Origin of the sequence: Saccharicrinis carchari (assembly GCF_900182605.1) — a bacterium.
In the GTDB taxonomy this organism is placed as follows: domain Bacteria; phylum Bacteroidota; class Bacteroidia; order Bacteroidales; family Marinilabiliaceae; genus Saccharicrinis; species Saccharicrinis carchari.
In genome coordinates this window covers 23,781-40,036 of the sequence record NZ_FXTB01000013.1, presented here as the reverse complement: position 1 = coordinate 40,036, position 16,256 = coordinate 23,781, and the positions used below count along the sequence as shown (strand labels likewise).

Sequence of the window (16,256 nt, the reverse complement as noted above, 5' to 3'; positions counted from 1 at the left end):
GGGATATATCTCTGCTGTTTTTATTGGCATATCATATCCTTTCTTTGCTTTTTCTTTGGTACTGCATCAGTTTGGAACTATAAGGGTAGGCACTTGTGTATTTTCTATCAAAGATACATCTGTTTGGCCAAAAAAAGTTTTGTGTATAAATCCGTGTTTGTGATGTCCTATCACTATCAAATCAATATGGAGTTTCTCTGTTTCTGCCGTTAGCATTTCAACGGTGCCACCATTTATCAGTAAACTTTCGGCATCTATACCATTTGCACAGCGCTCGTCCGACAGTTTTTTTAATTTCCGGTGGTGTCCTTTAAGTTCGGTAGCTCTCATGTCCCTAATGTATTGCGGACCAACTTGATAGCCTACAAAATCAGGTTCCGGAGCCGCAATGTGAACAATCCATAGTTTTGCTTTAAACTGCCGAGCCTGGTCGGAGGCTATCGTCAATACTTTATCTGTACCTTCTTTTAAGTCAACTGCTACCAAAATGTTTTTCATCTCATATAAATTTTATCCTTTATTGGTATTTGATGGGACTCGCCATAAATGACCTCCCTTCCCGCTTTGGTGGGACAGGTAGTGTGTGAAGAATTCGCATAGCCAGCCCCGATCCTTCGGGGCTCGTTTCATAGGATCCTATTTTTTCAATTACCATATAGCCCGCCCCCTCCTTCGGGGGCTCGTTTTGTACCTTCTAACAACGGGTAAATTTATCCTACTTTTTTTTCTCGTGTAAGCATACCGTACGATAGTTCATATAAAAAACGTTCTATAGTTAAACTCCCCTTTGGGATGAGCTCCATGCCCTAAAGAAAAAATAACATGCTGCGGCGGAGCTCAGTTTCACTCTTTGGGGAGTAGCGGGGTTAAAATAGATTGTGGTCTTTTCTTATAACCACAAGTTAATAAATGCTAACGAAAAAACCCAAGTAAAATTAAATATGCTTGCTTTTTATTGTTGTATATGTATAAATGGTAAAGTCGATGTACATGATTGTGCATCTTGTAAGATAGCGCTAAAACATAAAAAAAAGCTGCTCCCTTAACATGGGAACAGCCTTTCTATTGTACTGTTCAAAGACCTTAGACGACAAATTTTATTGTTTCTCTTCTGAAGTTTTCTTGTCTTCTTCTTTATCGTTTTCGTTACGCGCGTTTTTAAATTCTTTCATGCCCTGACCTAAACCTTTCATTAGCTCAGGAATCTTGCGACCACCAAAAAGTAACACAACCACTAAGATTATTAAAATCCACTCATAGCCTCCCATGAAGCCGCAGATGTAAACTGAATTTAATTCCATAACAATTTATTTTTATCAAAAATAGCAATTAAAAAGCACTTATTTAAAAAATGCTCTAAATATATCGTTTCCGTTGGCAAAAATAAGCAAACTGAACAACAGTACCATGCCGGCAATAGTGGCATATTCTAAAAATTTGTCGCTGGGTTTACGTCCCGAAACCATTTCGTACATTAAAAATAATACGTGTCCACCATCTAAAGCCGGTATGGGTAGTATGTTCATAAATGCTAAAATGATAGAAAGGAATCCTGTAAGTTCCCAGAAAGCTCCCCAGTTCCATGTTGGCGGAAATAAACCGCCAATTGCACCAAAGCCCCCAATTTGCTTTACCCCCTCTTTGGAAAATACCAGTTTAAGCTGCTTAACATAGCTCACCAGGGTATTTATTCCCTTGGATACCCCGGCGGGCAGGGCTTCCCAAAAACCGTAGGTGGTAACGGTTTCTTCAAAAAAATCGACTTTAGCATGTACCCCAATGAGGCCTTTGTCTGAAATTTCGCACCTAACAGTGGTGTCGGTATTGTTACGTATTAGCCCAATATCAACTCTTTTGTCCTTATTTTGGGCAAATAGTTTTGTTGCTTCCGTAAAATACGGGGTTTCCTGTCCGTTAATAGAAACAATACGATCGCCAGTTTTTATACCTGCCAAATCCGCATTATCTCCTTTGAGCACATTCGTAATCACAAAAGGCATTCTGATCTGAGCCAGGGTTTTCACTTCTTGATCCAAAAGTTTCTTACCAAAATCTTCGGGGATAGGCAGCACAAAAGTGGAGTCGGCTCTTTTCACCGTAAGATGATTCGCCTCTTCCAATAATATATGTGAAGGTATATCGCGAACCGATTTCACCTTAAAGGTGTCTACGTGGGTTATCACATCGCCATCGTTCAATCCAATTTCGTGCGCTAAAGGGTGGTAAGCCAGACCGTATTTTGCATCCTCAACATTAACATAGGACTCGCCATAGCTATATAAAACCATCCAAAAAATAAAGAAGGCCAGCAGAAAGTTTACCAAAACGCCTCCAATCATAATTAATAAGCGTTGATAAGTAGGCTTTGATCTGAATTCGTACGGTTTGGGCTCCTCCTTAAGTGCCTCTTTGTCCATAGATTCGTCTATCATGCCCGATATCTTTACATAGCCACCCAGAGGCAGCCATCCGATACCGTATTCTGTATCACCTTTTTTAAATTTAAAAAGTGAGAACCATGGATCAAAGAAGAGATAAAATTTTTCGACCCGGGTTTTAAAAAGCTTGGCAAAAAAGAAATGGCCAAACTCATGTAATATAACTAATATTGAGAGGCTTAAGAGTAACTGCCCCGCTTTTATAACAAAATCCATTTAAATTATTTAATTTTTTTGAAGCTACAAATATATTTCTTTTTTGACAGTAAAAAAGTATTAATTGCAAAGATATGATTATCAGTTGGCTTGGCGGTGTACATTACGTTCAATGATAGCAGGCTAAAAGGTTAATATCCAATGAGGGCATGGGCAATTGCCCGCGCCTCAGTATCGGATTCAAAATAATCGTTGATGCTTGGTTTTTGGATAAAATCTACCTTTGTCATTGTTTTTTCGATGATATCCGACATTTGCAAAAAACCTATTTTATTTTGTAAAAACTTATCTACTACTACTTCGTTGGCGGCATTCATTACGCAGGGCATATTTCCCCCCGTCCGCATGGCATCGTAGGCAATGCCCAGGTTGCGGAATGTTTTATAATCTGGTTTATCGAAATTTAATTGGGGATAGTCCATAAAGTTAAAACGTGGAAAATCGGAGGTAAATCGCTCGGGGTAGGTGAGGGCGTATTGAATCGGTACGCGCATGTCGGGTAAGCCCATCTGTGCCTTCATTGAGCCATCGGTAAACTGCACTATACTATGCACAATACTTTGTGGATGAATAATCACATCGATTTGCGCTGGTGATAATCCAAACAACCAAGCTGCTTCAATCACCTCCAGTCCTTTATTCATCATGCTGGCTGAGTCAATCGTAATTTTATTACCCATTTCCCAGTTAGGGTGGTTTAGGGCTTGTTCCGGAGTAACATTATTTAAATATACGCTGTCTTTTCCTCTGAAAGGTCCGCCCGAAGCTGTCAGGTAAATTTTTTCGATAGGATTTTGAAATTCCCCTGTCAGACACTGGAATAGAGCCGAATGTTCCGAATCGACAGGTAGGATGGGTACTTTATTTTGTGCGGCCAGTTGGGTGATTATGTCGCCGGCTACCACAAGGGTTTCTTTGTTGGCCAACGCAATGGCTTTACCGGCTTTAATGGCATTGATGGTAGGTAGCAGACCCGAAAAACCTACCATAGCCGTGAGTACTATATCCACCGTGCTCATTTCTACTACTTGTGCTACGGAACGTTCGCCGGCATACACCTTAATAGGGAGATCGTGCAAGGCATCTTGTAACTGTTGGTACTTGGCTTTGTTAGCTATCACTACCGTATTGGGTAAAAATGTACGGCATTGTTCCACTAATTTACCAATCTGATTGTTGGCAGTTAAAACTTCAACTTCAAACTTATCCGGATGTTGGGATATAACTTCCAAAGTCTGTGAGCCAATAGATCCGGTGGATCCTAAAACGGCTACCCTTTTTTTCATGTGTGTATCGCTTATTCAAATAATATGTATTGTGTGGGATCTAAGGCATTACCCTGATGCCACAATTCAAAATGCAAATGGGGTCCGGTGGTGAGCTCTCCGGAGTTGCCTATGTTGGCAATAGCTTCGCCAGCCACAACTTTGTCGCCTGCTTTTTTCAGTAGTCGGGAGTTATGTTTATAGGTGGATATCAGGTCGTCGTTGTGTTGTATCATGATGGTGTAACCGGTTTCTACGGTCCAACCCGAAAAAATAACCGTACCACCCGTAATGGAAAGGACGGTTTTGCCCGGTGCTGCCACAATGTCTATTCCAAAATGCCCTTCGCTTTCAATAAACTTTTTTACTACGATACCTTTTAAGGGGGAGTAAAAATAGATTTGATTTAGCTCGGGAATTTTTTCCGTGTTATCGAGTACAGTCAGGTTGTATTTTTCTTCCTCTTCTACTTGCTGTCTGAAAATCTTATCATCGTCGCTTTTTTCAAAGTTTACCTTTTGTGGTACGCCTGATGCGCTATGGTCCGCTTCTTGTTCATCGGAGGGTGGAGCTTCACCGGAGATGACAGATTTGATGGATTGGAAAAAACGATCACGTTTTTCAATTTCTAAAATTAAGGAATCTACCCGGTTTATATTGCGCACCATTAATCTGCGTTCATTCCCGTCAGGATAGCCCGGGATATATTCTCTCAAGCCCGTATAGGCAATCAGCACTGTAACCAGTAGCACCAAAATAATCGCCATAGAACCTACCACGGTAAATACATTGAGCCGTGACAATCGCATCCGCCATACTTCCTCGTAGGTTTGTTCGTTAAATATGGCCAGTCGATATTTGTTGCGTAGGTTACGGAAAAGTTTTTTTTTGGTTTTTGGTATGTTCATCTTTTAAAAATGATGTGATTTTGATGCCAACAAAGTTAAAAAAATATACGGCTTACAAAATGGGATGTTTCATTATTAATGAGATATGTGGTGGCGCTGCATAGCGTAAAAAAAAAGCCGAAAGATAGTTTCTTTCGGCTTTTAAAGTAGCGGGAACTGGACTCGAACCAGTGACCTTTGGGTTATGAGCCCAACGAGCTACCAACTGCTCCATCCCGCAATGTATTTTAAGTGCTATTGCATTACTGCTAAGTAGCGGGGGCCAGACTCGAACTGACGACCTTTGGGTTATGAGCCCAACGAGCTACCAACTGCTCCACCCCGCAATATATTGTTACTTAAATAGTGTCCTTTTTTGCGGTTGCAAATATAGGCTGTTTAAGTGAGGAATGCAAATTTAAAACATCAAATAAAACAACTTAAAATGTAAGGTGATGTATGTAAGCGTATTGTGTATAGTATTTATTTTATTTGTCGGTATTAATATTGCCTCCATAAGATTAAAAAATCCCTGTTCAATCAAATGAATAGGGATTTTTTAATTAGAATATGTGCCTAATTTTCAAGTTCTCGGTATCCTATTAAAGTGTTCGTGATACTTCAACTTCTTCAAAGGCCTCGATGATGTCGCCTTCTTTGATGTCGTTATAATTGGCTATGTTCACCCCACACTCGTATCCTGAGGCTACCTCTTTTACATCGTCCTTAAAGCGTTTAAGCGCACCCAATACACCGGTATATATTACAATACCTTCGCGTATCAGTCTGACCTTTGAGTTGCGTTTAATTTTACCGTCTTTAACCATACAGCCTGCAATGGTTCCCACCTTGGTAATCTTAAAGGTTTCGCGGACTTCCAGCGTAGCGTTTATCTGCTCTTTGATCTCCGGCGAAAGCATGCCTTCCATAGCTAATTTTAGCTCTTCGATGGCATCGTATATGATTGAGTACAGACGGATGTCGATTTCTTCTTTCTCGGCTATTTTTCGCGCTGTAAGCGATGGGCGAACCTGGAAGCCTATAACGATGGCATTGGATGCTGCTGCAAGCATAATATCCGATTCTGAAATTTGACCTACCGCTTTGTGTATTACGTTTACTTGTATTTCGTCGGTAGAAAGTTTGATTAATGAATCAGACAAAGCTTCGATGGAGCCATCCACATCGCCTTTTACAATCACATTGAGCTCTTGGAAATTTCCGATGGCAATGCGTCGGCCTATTTCGTCTAAGGTAATGTGCTTTTTGGTTCGCATACCTTGTTCGCGCTGAAGCTGTGTTCGTTTGTTCGTAATTTCTTTCGCATCGCGTTCGCTTTCCATTACGTTAAACTTTTCACCAGCTTGAGCTGCACCGTTTAAACCTAACATTAGTACCGGTTCTGATGGTCCGGCTGCATCAACTTTTTGGTTACGTTCGTTGAACATGGCTTTCACGTGCCCCATAAAGCTGCCGGCAAGTATTACGTCGCCCACTTTTAAGGTGCCCGATTGTACAAGTACGGTAGTTACAAAACCACGTCCTTTGTCTAAGGATGATTCTATAACTGAACCTACTGCTCTTTTATCTTTAACTGCTTTAAGTTCCAATAAGTCCGCTTCGAGTAATACTTTTTCGAGCAGTTCATCAATGTTTAGGCCGTTTTTAGCAGATATCTCCTGGCACTGATATTTTCCTCCCCAGTCTTCGACCAGGTAGTTCATGTTGGCCAGCTCTTCTTTTATTTTGTCAGGATTGGCACCTGGTTTATCAATTTTGTTAATCGCAAAAACGATAGGCACCCCTGCGGCAGAAGCGTGGTTAATGGCCTCAACGGTTTGCGGCATCACGTTATCGTCGGCCGCTATAATAATGATGGCTATATCGGTTACCTGTGCACCTCGCGCACGCATGGCGGTAAATGCCTCGTGCCCCGGAGTATCCAGGAAAGTTATTTTGCGATTGGATTCCAGGGTTACCGAATAGGCACCTATATGCTGTGTAATACCTCCGGCCTCACCCTGAATAACGTTGGCTTTACGTATATGGTCAAGTAACGAAGTTTTACCATGATCCACGTGTCCCATTACGGTAACGATGGGTGAACGGTCTTCGAGCATGGTTTCGTCCTCGATCTCATCCTCTTCAATAGCAGCGGCAACCTCAACACTGATAAACTCAACTGTGTGGTCAAATTCTTCCGCTACAAGAGATATAGTCTCCGCATCCAAACGTTGGTTGATAGATACAAACAAACCAAGGCTCATACAAGAGGCTATAATTTGGTTTACCTGTACATCCATCATGGTAGCCAATTCGGCAACAGTAACAAATTCCGTTACTTTTATTACATTTTTTTCCTGATTGGCCGCTTCGGTTTCGGCTATTTGTCGCTGGCTTGCTGCATCGCGCTTATCGCGACGGTAGCGGGAGGCTTTCGACTTACCTTTGGTGGCTGTTAGCCTGGCCAAAGTTTCCTTAATTTGCTTTTGTACATCCTCCTCGCTTATCTCCGCTTTTACCGGACGGCGACTTGGAGCCGGTTTACCACCTCTGCGTGAACCCTTACCGGCCTGTCCTGCGCGTTGATTAGCGTCTTGTGGCCGTCCTGTTCCCGAACCGCGGGTGGGTTTGTTTGTTCCGGTTCCGGCACTTGCCGGTTTTCTTTGACCTGCAGGCTGGTTCGATTTTTCATTTATATTAACGCGTTCCTTATCCTTGCGAATGCGTTTGCGTTTTTTCTTCTTTTTATCGGCTGCATTTTCCGATCTACTTTGATCAACCGGTAAATCAATTTTTCCGACCACAGTTGGTCCCGAAAGTTTTTTAAACTCTGTAGGCTTAAAAACGACTTTATTATCGGCAACTTCTGTATCGGCAGCATTTTCTTTTGTTTCGCTTTTTGCCACAGGCTGTTCTGTTGGTTTACTTTGTTTTGGTTTTTGCGCTATAGCTTCTGGTTCAGCTTTTTTTCTTGTTTCCGTTGTTTCCGTTTTGCTGTCGCTTACTTTGGGGCTTTCGATATCGCCCTTGGTTTTTGCCGGTTTGTCTTTTACAGGTGCTTTGGCTTTATGCGTCTTGGCAAAAGAATCCACATCTATTTTTCCTACTACTTTTGGTTCCTCAATATTTTGTTTGGCAGTTGGTATGTGAGGAGCCTCAGCGGTTTTTTTCCCTTCCTTTGTTTTCTCAGGCTCTTTGGGAACGGGTGTTTTTTCAACGGGAGCTTTAACCTCCTCCTCCTTCGGTGTTAGTACCTTTGGTTCCTCTTTTTTATCCTGTTCGGCAGGTTTCTTTTTGCTGAACTGGTCTAAATCGATTTTGCCCTTAATTTTTGGTTCCTCAGTTTTTGGTACCTGAGTCTTTATTGTTTTAGGTTCCGGTTTAGCCTTTTCCTCCTTAGGGCTGGGGGCTAAATCTTGCCTCACATCTTCTATCGAGATGGTTTCTTTGTAAGACTTTTGTTTGCCAAGTTCTTCCGACTTTTTACGCACATTAAGGTCAGTACTGTATTCGTTTTGTATGTGACGATACATTTCTTCCGATACCTTTTCGTTAGGGTTCGTTTTTACCTCGAATCCTTTTTTATGCAAGAACTCTACAATGGTATTTATCCCTACATTAAACTCTCGGGCTACTTTACTTAGTCTATTTGTTTTACCAACTGCCATATTGGGGATTAATGGTTTTTCTATGTTATTTCTGAATCATTGATTGCCGCAAAATTAATTGAATTAATCAAATTCTGCGCTCAATATACGTATAACTTCCCGGATGGTTTCTTCTTCCAGATCGGTTCGTTTTACTAAATCTTCCACACTAAGGTCGAGTACCGATTTTGCTGTGTCGCAGCCTATGGATTTAATTTCGTTCAGAATCCATCCTTCAATTTCGTCTGTAAACTCATCTAAGCTCACATCTTCGTCGTCCACTTCCATTTCGCGGTAAACATCAATTTCATAACCTGTCAGTTGACTGGCCAGCTTGATATTTAGCCCGCCCTTTCCAATGGCAAGGCTCACCTCATCGGGACGTAAATATACTTGTGCTCTTTTATCTTCTTCAAAGAGTTTGATATTTGTTATTTTGGCCGGGTTGAGCGAGCGTTGAATAAACAGCTGTATATTGCTTGTGTAGTTAATTACATCGATGTTTTCGTTGCGTAACTCACGTACAATGCCATGTATTCTCGATCCTTTCATTCCCACGCAGGCTCCAACAGGGTCTATGCGTTCGTCGTACGACTCAACCGCTACTTTAGCTCTTTCGCCGGGCATGCGTACAATTTTTTTAATGGTGATAAGCCCATCAAATATCTCCGGAACTTCCAGCTCAAACAATCGTTCAAGGAATACCGGCGAGGTACGCGAAATAATAATTAATGGGTTGTTGTTTCTAATTTCCACTCTTACCACAACTGCCCTTATGTTATCGCCTTTACGAAAAAAGTCGGAAGGTATCTGTTCTGCTTTGGGTAGAATCAACTCATTGCCCTCATCATCTAAAATCAGGATTTCCCTCTTCCATATCTGATACACTTCACCGGTGACAATATCACCTATTTTGTCTTTGTATTTATGGTATATATTATCTTTTTCGAGTTCCAGAATACGAGCCGATAAGTTTTGGCGTAGACTGAGTATGGCTCTTCTTCCAAAATCAAGAAAACGGACTTCGTCCGTTACTTCCTCACCTATCTCGTAATCCTCATCAATCTTTTTAGCGTCTGTTAACGATATCTGCAAGTTGTCGTCTTCCAGTTCGTCATCTGCAACAATTTCGCGGTTACGCCAAATTTCAAAGTCTCCTTTATCGGTGTTAATAATAACATCGAAATTATCGTCCGTTCCAAAACGTTTTATCAGAACGCTTCTGAAAGAGTCTTCGAGCACTCTTATCATGGTTGCCCTGTCGATGCTCTTTAGCTCTTTAAACTCCGAAAAAGTGTCAATTAAATTAATGTTTTCCATGACTTTATATTTGCCGGCTCGTTAAAACGTAATAATTAATTTTACTGATTTAACCTGGTCGAACGTATAGTTATGATTAAAAACTTTTATTTCTTTTTTTTTCTTTCCTTCAATTTTAACTTTTTTCTCTTCCTCAACCGTAAAACCCTCCTCATACACATGGCTAAGCTTACCTTTAAATGGCGCTGCGTTTAGTGGAGTTACTTCAACATTTTTTCCTATGTTTTTTTTGTATTGGTTTAATACTTTTAAGGGCTGTCCTAAGCCTGGCGTAGATACTTCCAATTCAAAATCTTCTTGTTCACGATCCAGCGATGATTCTATCAAGCGGCTTATCTGAATGCAATAGTCGATACTTAAGCCGTCCATGCTGTCGATAGTAACCGTAATTTTGTTGTTTGCAGAAACTTTAACCTCAACAATAAAACAACCATCGGCCGCTATTTTTTCAGCTATTATTTCTACTATTTGTTGCTTGGTAATCATCGTTTTATGGTAATAAAATAGGGGACATCTGCCCCCTATCATTTAAGATATTTAGTTAAAAACCGCTGCAAAGATAGTTATTATGCTTTTAATATGCAACTGGCTCTTACTATTTATTGTATCGGCAAGGGATGATAATCTGAGTGCGGTACTTATAGCACTCTGGGTATCTTTTTGTGCTAGCACGCAACACTAAATTAATCGCTCGCTAATACAGGGTACTCCAATTAGAGTGCTCCAATGATTGGGATTAAAATACTATCTTGCGAAGGTTGCAATGTAGGAAAAAAATTTATGACAAAACAGTATTATACGCTTAACAAATTAAAAATCATCAACGACCCCGTTTATGGTTTTGTAAAAATTCCGTTCGAATTTATTTATGACCTTTTACAGCACAAGTATTTTCAGCGATTAAGAGGTATAAAACAATTAGGCCTTACCTCAATGGTTTATCCGGGTGCTATGCACAATCGCTTTCAGCATGCCGTAGGAGCTATGCATTTGATGACACAGGCCGTTGATGTGTTACGTTCCAAAGGTATTGAAATTAGTAAACAAGAATCAGAAGCGGTGCACATTGCCATATTATTGCACGATATTGGGCATGGCCCGTTTTCGCATGTGCTCGAAGATGCTGTTGTAAAAGGTATTCATCACGAGGAGCTATCTTTGCTGTTTATGGAGCGACTCAACGACGCTTTTGATGGTAAACTTAACTTGGCGATTGATATTTTTAAAGGACATTATTCAAAAAAATTTCTGCATCAATTGGTGAGCAGTCAGTTGGATATGGATAGGCTCGATTACCTGAGGCGGGATAGCTTTTTTACTGGTGTAACGGAGGGAACTATAGGGTCGGATCGGATAATTAAGATGCTACATGTGCATAATGATAAACTGGTAGTGGAGTCGAAAGGCATTTACTCAATCGAAAAATTTTTGATAGCCCGCAGATTGATGTATTGGCAGGTGTATTTGCATAAAACATGTGTTGTGGCCGAAAAAATGTTGGTGCTGATATTACAACGCGCACGTTATTTACTGCAACAGGGAAGTGAAATTTTTGCCACCCCCCATTTACTTTGTTTTTTTAAGGAAGCTATTAGTATTGATGAATTTAAAAGCGATCCATCCGTGCTCGACAAATTTGCAATGCTCGACGACGGTGATATTATGTCGGCCTTAAAGGTTTGGACAAACCACAATGATTTTATTCTGTCCACCTTGGCTAAGCTGATTGTTAATCGCGATTTGTTTCATGTTGAAATGCAAAAGGAGACTTTTGACAAACAAAGGATAAAGCAAATTAAAAACAGGGTGAAGGAGCAAATGAATTTAGGTAATGAAGAGATTAGTTATTTTGTACATACTGATGTTGTTGCGAACCATGCCTATAGTTTGACGGATGAAAAGATAAAAATACTATCTGGCGACGGCAGTTTACAGGATGTTTCCGACGCCTCAGATATTTTGAATGTTTCAGTTTTGAGTAAAAATGTAAAAAAGAATGTATTGATTTATCCAAAATCAATAAGCAGATGGGTTAAGAGTTTGTGATTTAAATGTTTGAATTGAAGAGTAGGTGGTACTATACTACGCTTTTGCGGTTAAAAACGCAAGTTTTTTTAGGTTTGATGAAGATAATATTATTAGATTTGCAGCAAATTTAAATAAAATGGAGCTCTCAGCTAAGCAAATTGCAGAATTAATTCAGGGGGAGGTAGTTGGAAACCCCGATGTTACTATTAATAACGTATCGAAAATTGAGGACGGGAAACCCGGAACCATTAGTTTTTTATCCAACCCAAAATATACCCAATACATATACCAAACCAAAGCTTCGGTGGTAATAGTAAACAATACTTTTGAACCCGAAAAAAAGGTGAGTGCCACTATGATCAGGGTGCCGGATGCCTACAGTGCGGTAGCTAAACTGATGCAGATGTATCTTGATTCAAAACCACGAAAAACGGGAGTTGAGCAACCATCATTTGTGTCCGAAACGGCAATTATTGGTGACTTTCCATATATTGGCGCTTTTGCTTATATAGGTGAAAACGTAAAAATAGGCAATAACGTAAGTATCTATCCCAATACTTATATCGGCGATAACGTAACTATTGGCGATAACAATATTTTGTATGCCGGCGTTAAAATATATCACAACTGTGTTGTAGGTGATAATTGTATCCTTCATGCAGGTGCAGTGGTAGGTTCCGATGGTTTTGGCTTTGCCCCCGACGAAAATAACGAGTATACAAAAATTCCACAGTTAGGGAATGTGGTAATAGAGGATAACTGCGAGATAGGTGCCAATACTGCTTTAGATAGAGCCACTATGGGATCCACCGTACTCAAAAAAGGCGTAAAGCTCGATAATTTTGTGCAGATAGCACATAATGTTGAAATTGGCGAAAATACAGTTATTGCGGCCATGTCGGGTGTTGCCGGTTCAACCGTAATAGGTAAGAATTGTATGTTTGGTGGCCATGCCGGTGTTGTTGGGCATTTAACAGTGGCCGATGGTGTTAAGATGGGTGCATATACCGGTATTGCCAGTAGTGTTAAAAAGGAGGGTGCGGTAATGCGCGGCACACCAGCATTTGAGGCCAGAGCATTTACACGTTCCTGGATTAGTCTAAAAAGTCTCCCGGACTTGGTGAAAGAGGTGCGGGTACTAAAACAAGAGATAAAAAAATTAAAAGGAGAAGAGTAGGTAGTAAACCGGATTATCCTGGTTTAAAAATATCTATGCAGAACATATATCTATTGAAATGGTAGAAAAACAAAACACATTGGCAAAACCGGCTACTTTAAAAGGTACGGGCTTGCATACCGGAGCAATGGTGACCTTGGTGATGAATCCGGCTCCCGAGAATCATGGATTTAAATTTAAACGGACAGATCTTGACGGTCAGCCTATTATCGAAGCACACGCCGAAAACGTCACTTACACACAGCGTGGAACCGTGTTGCAAAAAAAGGATGCTACAGTAAGTACCATTGAGCATTGCCTGGCTGCCCTACGTGGTTTGGGCGTGGATAATTGCTTGATAGAAGTGGACGGCCCTGAGGTGCCTATACTTGATGGAAGTGCCAAGTTATTTGTGGCTGCCATTAACGAGGTGGGCTTGCAAGAGCAACAAGCGGCAAGAAAGTATTTTGTGGTAAAAGAAAAAATGGTGTTCGAAAATAAGGAAAAGGGCATTAGCCTGGTTGCCTTGCCCGACGATCATTTTAGTATAGATACCATGGTATCCTTCGATAACTCCGTGTTTTTAGGAAGTCAATTTGCTACCTTAGCATCAATGGACGATTTTGAGAAGGAGATAAGTGCATCACGAACTTTTGTGTTTTTGCACGAAGTGGAAATGCTGATGCAGCACAACTTAATCAAAGGCGGCGATCTGAAAAATGCCATCGTCATTATTGACAGGGATGTTAGCCAGGAGGAGCTGGATAGACTTGCCGATTTGTTTAATCAACCCAGGGTAGAGGTAAAAGCCATAGGTATTTTGAACAACCTGGAGTTAGTACACCATAACGAACCCGCACGCCACAAGTTATTAGATGTGATAGGCGATTTGTGTTTGGCCGGCTTACCCATTAAAGGAAAAATAATTGCTATGCGCCCGGGGCATCAAAGCAACGTGGAATTTGCCAAGCTATTGCGTACGGAGATAAAAAAACAAGCTAACCGACCCGAGGTACCGCATTACGATCCTTGTATGGAACCTATATTCGATATCAATGCGGTTATCCGAATGTTACCCCACCGTTTTCCGTTTTTATTGGTTGATAAAATTATCGATCTGCAGGAGGATTTTGTAGTGGGTATTAAAAACGTGACCCTTAACGAACCTTTTTTTCAGGGGCACTTCCCCACGGAACCGGTAATGCCGGGTGTTTTACTGGTTGAAGCCATGGCCCAATGTGGTGGTATCTTTGTGCTGAACCAAGTGGAAGATCCCGAAAATTATTCTACCTATTTTATGAAACTCGATAACATTAAGTTCCGCAAGAAAGTAGTGCCGGGCGATACCGTAATTTTTAAACTGGATTTAGTTACTCCCATGCGACGTGGCGTAGCTAATATGAAAGGTACTGCCTTTGTAGGTGACTGTGTAGTGGCCGAAGGAGAATTTATGGCCAGTATCATACGCAACAAGGCTTAAAGATATTGCTGCGTAAGTTGTATAGGTTAATACGAAAATAGCCTGTCTGAATTCAACTAAATATATATTCGAGGCAATCACGTGGCTATAAATAAACGTGAATTGTTTTTTATTTAAAATTCTTGAATTATTTTCGCAGCGCAAAAAAGTAAATTACATTATTATCTGTTTGGCATTCTATCCCCTATTAAAATACGCATGTAGGTTAGGAACTGTGCAAATGCGACAGGCAAAAAATACTGTCGGAGATAAGTAAACTGAAAAAAATGAAACAACCATTAGCATACATCCACCCCGAAGCTAAAATAGCAGCAAATGTGGTAATTGAGCCTTTTGTTACTATTGATAAAAATGTGGTAATTGAAGAAGGCACCCGAATCGGTTCCAATGTTACCATCTTAGAGGGTGCGCGAATAGGTAAAAACTGCAATATATTTCCAGGTGCTGTTATTTCGGCCATACCACAGGATTTAAAGTTTGCAGGCGAAGATTCCGTGGCGATTATAGGGGATAATACTACGATACGTGAGTGCGTTACCGTAAATCGGGGTACGGTTTCGCGAGGGAAAACGGTAGTAGGTAACAATTGTTTGCTGATGGCCTATGTGCATATTGCCCATGATGTGATAGTGGGTAATAATGTAATTATTGCCAATGCAACACAAGTAGCAGGTGAAGTGCGCATTGATGATTATGCCATTATAGGGGGCTCTTGTGCTGTTCATCAGTTTGTGCACATAGGTGCCCATGTAATGATACAGGGAGGAGCACTCCTGGGTAAGGATGTACCGCCTTATATTAAGGTGGGTAATACAAAAATGTCGTATGGAGGTATCAATTCCATTGGGCTAAGGCGCAGAGACTTTTCAAACGAGCAAATAAACGGTATTCAGAATATCTATCGCGTGCTTTTTCAGAGTGGACTGAATAATTCGGATGCCGTGGAAAAAATGGAAACAGAATTACCGGCATCAAAAGAACGCGACGAAATTATTTTATTTGTGAAAAATTCGCAACGTGGAATTATCAAAGGGTATCTTTCTAATGCGGAAAGGTAAATTCGTCGATTACTGGCTGATATCTTATGGCGGAGCATAGTGACCGCAAATAATAAACCGGACTGATGAAAATTAGTCCGGTTTTTTTATGGAATATGGTCATAGCGACATCCTATTTACAGAGCTATATTAAAATTGTATGTTGTGGCTTTTGACATACACAAAATACATGATAATAAACGAAGAGCACCTCCGTGATACGCGATTTATCTTCTGTGAATCAAAATAATGCGTTTTATCGTCCTCCATAACCGCAGAATTACTTATTGAAAGTTGCCTTACAGGGGAAACGTATTGATAAGGATACTAAATTGTGAAATTATTGCCGACAAAGGGATTTTGCATCGATTATTTCCGGAAGTCCAGCAAGCAAACCGTGCACAAAACCAACATTTAATGGTTTTTTTAAGATAAACTACCAACGCTAAAGTTACGCTATAAATTGCCCAATGTGAGCGAAAGCACACTTCTGGTGAAAGTGGTTAAAAATAAAGTAAAGCGCCATGATGAGGCAAGTGCCAACTTTAATTTTACTGCTGCCGTGTCTGTATGGGGCATGAAACTGGGGAACTCCGAATGCATCAAAAATATTTACATACCCGGAAATCATAGCTTGAGTAAAAGCCCCCAAACGCATTAATAAACAGGAAATACTGATAAAGAAATATTAAGTCCAGATTGTCGCTGATTATACTTACTGTACTAATGGATTTAACTCATATGAATGTACAAATTCAGCTAATATTTTAGTAAATGCG

Annotated in this window: 12 protein-coding genes, 2 tRNA genes and 1 pseudogene; 5 read left to right on the top strand and 10 right to left on the bottom strand. The window is 40.6% G+C overall.

All coding sequences use genetic code 11. The features are described 5' to 3' along the window. Window positions 1–66: 66 nt before the first annotated feature. The 10 genes from FN809_RS16600 to rimP all read right to left on the bottom strand — a co-directional run bounded on the left by FN809_RS16600 (window position 67) and on the right by rimP (window position 10,262). Entirely contained in the window at window positions 67–498 is a 432-nt protein-coding gene (locus FN809_RS16600) for a universal stress protein (protein ID WP_142534656.1), read from the bottom strand. 599 nt (window positions 499–1,097) lie between these two features. Next, window positions 1,098–1,301, bottom strand: coding sequence for a twin-arginine translocase TatA/TatE family subunit (tatA, locus tag FN809_RS16595; RefSeq protein ID WP_142534655.1), 204 nt, complete (start codon window positions 1,299–1,301; stop codon window positions 1,098–1,100). Between the two features lie 39 nt (window positions 1,302–1,340). Further along, window positions 1,341–2,654 carry an RIP metalloprotease RseP gene (rseP, locus tag FN809_RS16590; RefSeq protein ID WP_142534654.1) on the bottom strand — a complete coding sequence of 438 codons (1,314 nt, stop codon included), beginning with the start codon at window positions 2,652–2,654 and terminating at the stop codon, window positions 1,341–1,343. A 131-nt stretch (window positions 2,655–2,785) separates the two neighbouring features. Further along, window positions 2,786–3,940: a 1-deoxy-D-xylulose-5-phosphate reductoisomerase gene (locus FN809_RS16585; RefSeq protein WP_185957599.1), complete on the bottom strand. Its 1,155-nt coding sequence runs from the start codon at window positions 3,938–3,940 to the stop codon at window positions 2,786–2,788. Window positions 3,941–3,951: 11 nt separating this feature from the next. Then, the gene (locus FN809_RS16580; RefSeq protein WP_142534652.1) at window positions 3,952–4,827 is read right to left on the bottom strand and encodes a M23 family metallopeptidase; all 876 of its coding nucleotides are present in this window, start codon (window positions 4,825–4,827) and stop codon (window positions 3,952–3,954) included. Between the two features lie 147 nt (window positions 4,828–4,974). After that, window positions 4,975–5,047: transfer RNA gene (locus FN809_RS16575), tRNA-Met, on the bottom strand. 33 nt (window positions 5,048–5,080) lie between these two features. Then, a tRNA-Met gene (locus FN809_RS16570) sits at window positions 5,081–5,153 on the bottom strand. A gap of 255 nt (window positions 5,154–5,408) precedes the next feature. Then, window positions 5,409–8,477 (bottom strand): translation initiation factor IF-2, encoded by a 3,069-nt coding sequence (infB, locus tag FN809_RS16565; protein ID WP_142534651.1) that lies wholly within the window; start codon window positions 8,475–8,477, stop codon window positions 5,409–5,411. Window positions 8,478–8,540: 63 nt separating this feature from the next. After that, the gene (gene nusA / locus FN809_RS16560; RefSeq protein ID WP_142534650.1) at window positions 8,541–9,776 is read right to left on the bottom strand and encodes a transcription termination factor NusA; all 1,236 of its coding nucleotides are present in this window, start codon (window positions 9,774–9,776) and stop codon (window positions 8,541–8,543) included. 21 nt (window positions 9,777–9,797) lie between these two features. Then, window positions 9,798–10,262, bottom strand: coding sequence for a ribosome assembly cofactor RimP (gene rimP / locus FN809_RS16555; RefSeq protein ID WP_142534649.1), 465 nt, complete (start codon window positions 10,260–10,262; stop codon window positions 9,798–9,800). Between the two features lie 294 nt (window positions 10,263–10,556). Here rimP and FN809_RS16550 point away from each other — a divergent pair, with 294 nt between their 5' ends. From FN809_RS16550 to FN809_RS16530, 5 genes and pseudogenes are all read left to right on the top strand, one after another. Then, complete coding sequence (locus tag FN809_RS16550) at window positions 10,557–11,822, top strand: HD domain-containing protein (protein WP_142534648.1); 1,266 nt, start codon at window positions 10,557–10,559, stop codon at window positions 11,820–11,822. A 118-nt stretch (window positions 11,823–11,940) separates the two neighbouring features. Continuing rightward, window positions 11,941–12,981 carry a UDP-3-O-(3-hydroxymyristoyl)glucosamine N-acyltransferase gene (gene lpxD, locus FN809_RS16545; protein ID WP_142534647.1) on the top strand — a complete coding sequence of 347 codons (1,041 nt, stop codon included), beginning with the start codon at window positions 11,941–11,943 and terminating at the stop codon, window positions 12,979–12,981. A gap of 58 nt (window positions 12,982–13,039) precedes the next feature. Next, complete coding sequence (locus FN809_RS16540) at window positions 13,040–14,440, top strand: bifunctional UDP-3-O-[3-hydroxymyristoyl] N-acetylglucosamine deacetylase/3-hydroxyacyl-ACP dehydratase (RefSeq protein WP_142534646.1); 1,401 nt, start codon at window positions 13,040–13,042, stop codon at window positions 14,438–14,440. Window positions 14,441–14,706: 266 nt separating this feature from the next. Then, window positions 14,707–15,498: an acyl-ACP--UDP-N-acetylglucosamine O-acyltransferase gene (gene lpxA / locus FN809_RS16535; protein WP_142534645.1), complete on the top strand. Its 792-nt coding sequence runs from the start codon at window positions 14,707–14,709 to the stop codon at window positions 15,496–15,498. A 427-nt stretch (window positions 15,499–15,925) separates the two neighbouring features. Continuing rightward, window positions 15,926–16,138, top strand: a pseudogene (locus FN809_RS16530) (YfbK domain-containing protein); the annotation flags it as partial. Window positions 16,139–16,256: the final 118 nt, after the last annotated feature.

Excerpts from the sequence above, each read along its gene's own strand:
- rimP (WP_142534649.1), bottom strand. The coding sequence starts at position 10,262 with ATGATTACCAAGCAACAAATAGTAGAAATAATAGCTGAAAAAATAGCG.
- rseP (WP_142534654.1), bottom strand. The coding sequence starts at position 2,654 with ATGGATTTTGTTATAAAAGCGGGGCAGTTACTCTTAAGCCTCTCAATA.
- FN809_RS16585 (WP_185957599.1), bottom strand. The coding sequence starts at position 3,940 with ATGAAAAAAAGGGTAGCCGTTTTAGGATCCACCGGATCTATTGGCTCA.
- FN809_RS16540 (WP_142534646.1), top strand. The coding sequence starts at position 13,040 with ATGGTAGAAAAACAAAACACATTGGCAAAACCGGCTACTTTAAAAGGT.
- lpxD (WP_142534647.1), top strand. The coding sequence starts at position 11,941 with ATGGAGCTCTCAGCTAAGCAAATTGCAGAATTAATTCAGGGGGAGGTA.
- nusA (WP_142534650.1), bottom strand. The coding sequence starts at position 9,776 with ATGGAAAACATTAATTTAATTGACACTTTTTCGGAGTTTAAAGAGCTA.
- infB (WP_142534651.1), bottom strand. The coding sequence starts at position 8,477 with ATGGCAGTTGGTAAAACAAATAGACTAAGTAAAGTAGCCCGAGAGTTT.
- lpxA (WP_142534645.1), top strand. The coding sequence starts at position 14,707 with ATGAAACAACCATTAGCATACATCCACCCCGAAGCTAAAATAGCAGCA.
- FN809_RS16580 (WP_142534652.1), bottom strand. The coding sequence starts at position 4,827 with ATGAACATACCAAAAACCAAAAAAAAACTTTTCCGTAACCTACGCAAC.
- FN809_RS16600 (WP_142534656.1), bottom strand. The coding sequence starts at position 498 with ATGAAAAACATTTTGGTAGCAGTTGACTTAAAAGAAGGTACAGATAAA.
- FN809_RS16550 (WP_142534648.1), top strand. The coding sequence starts at position 10,557 with ATGACAAAACAGTATTATACGCTTAACAAATTAAAAATCATCAACGAC.
- tatA (WP_142534655.1), bottom strand. The coding sequence starts at position 1,301 with ATGGAATTAAATTCAGTTTACATCTGCGGCTTCATGGGAGGCTATGAG.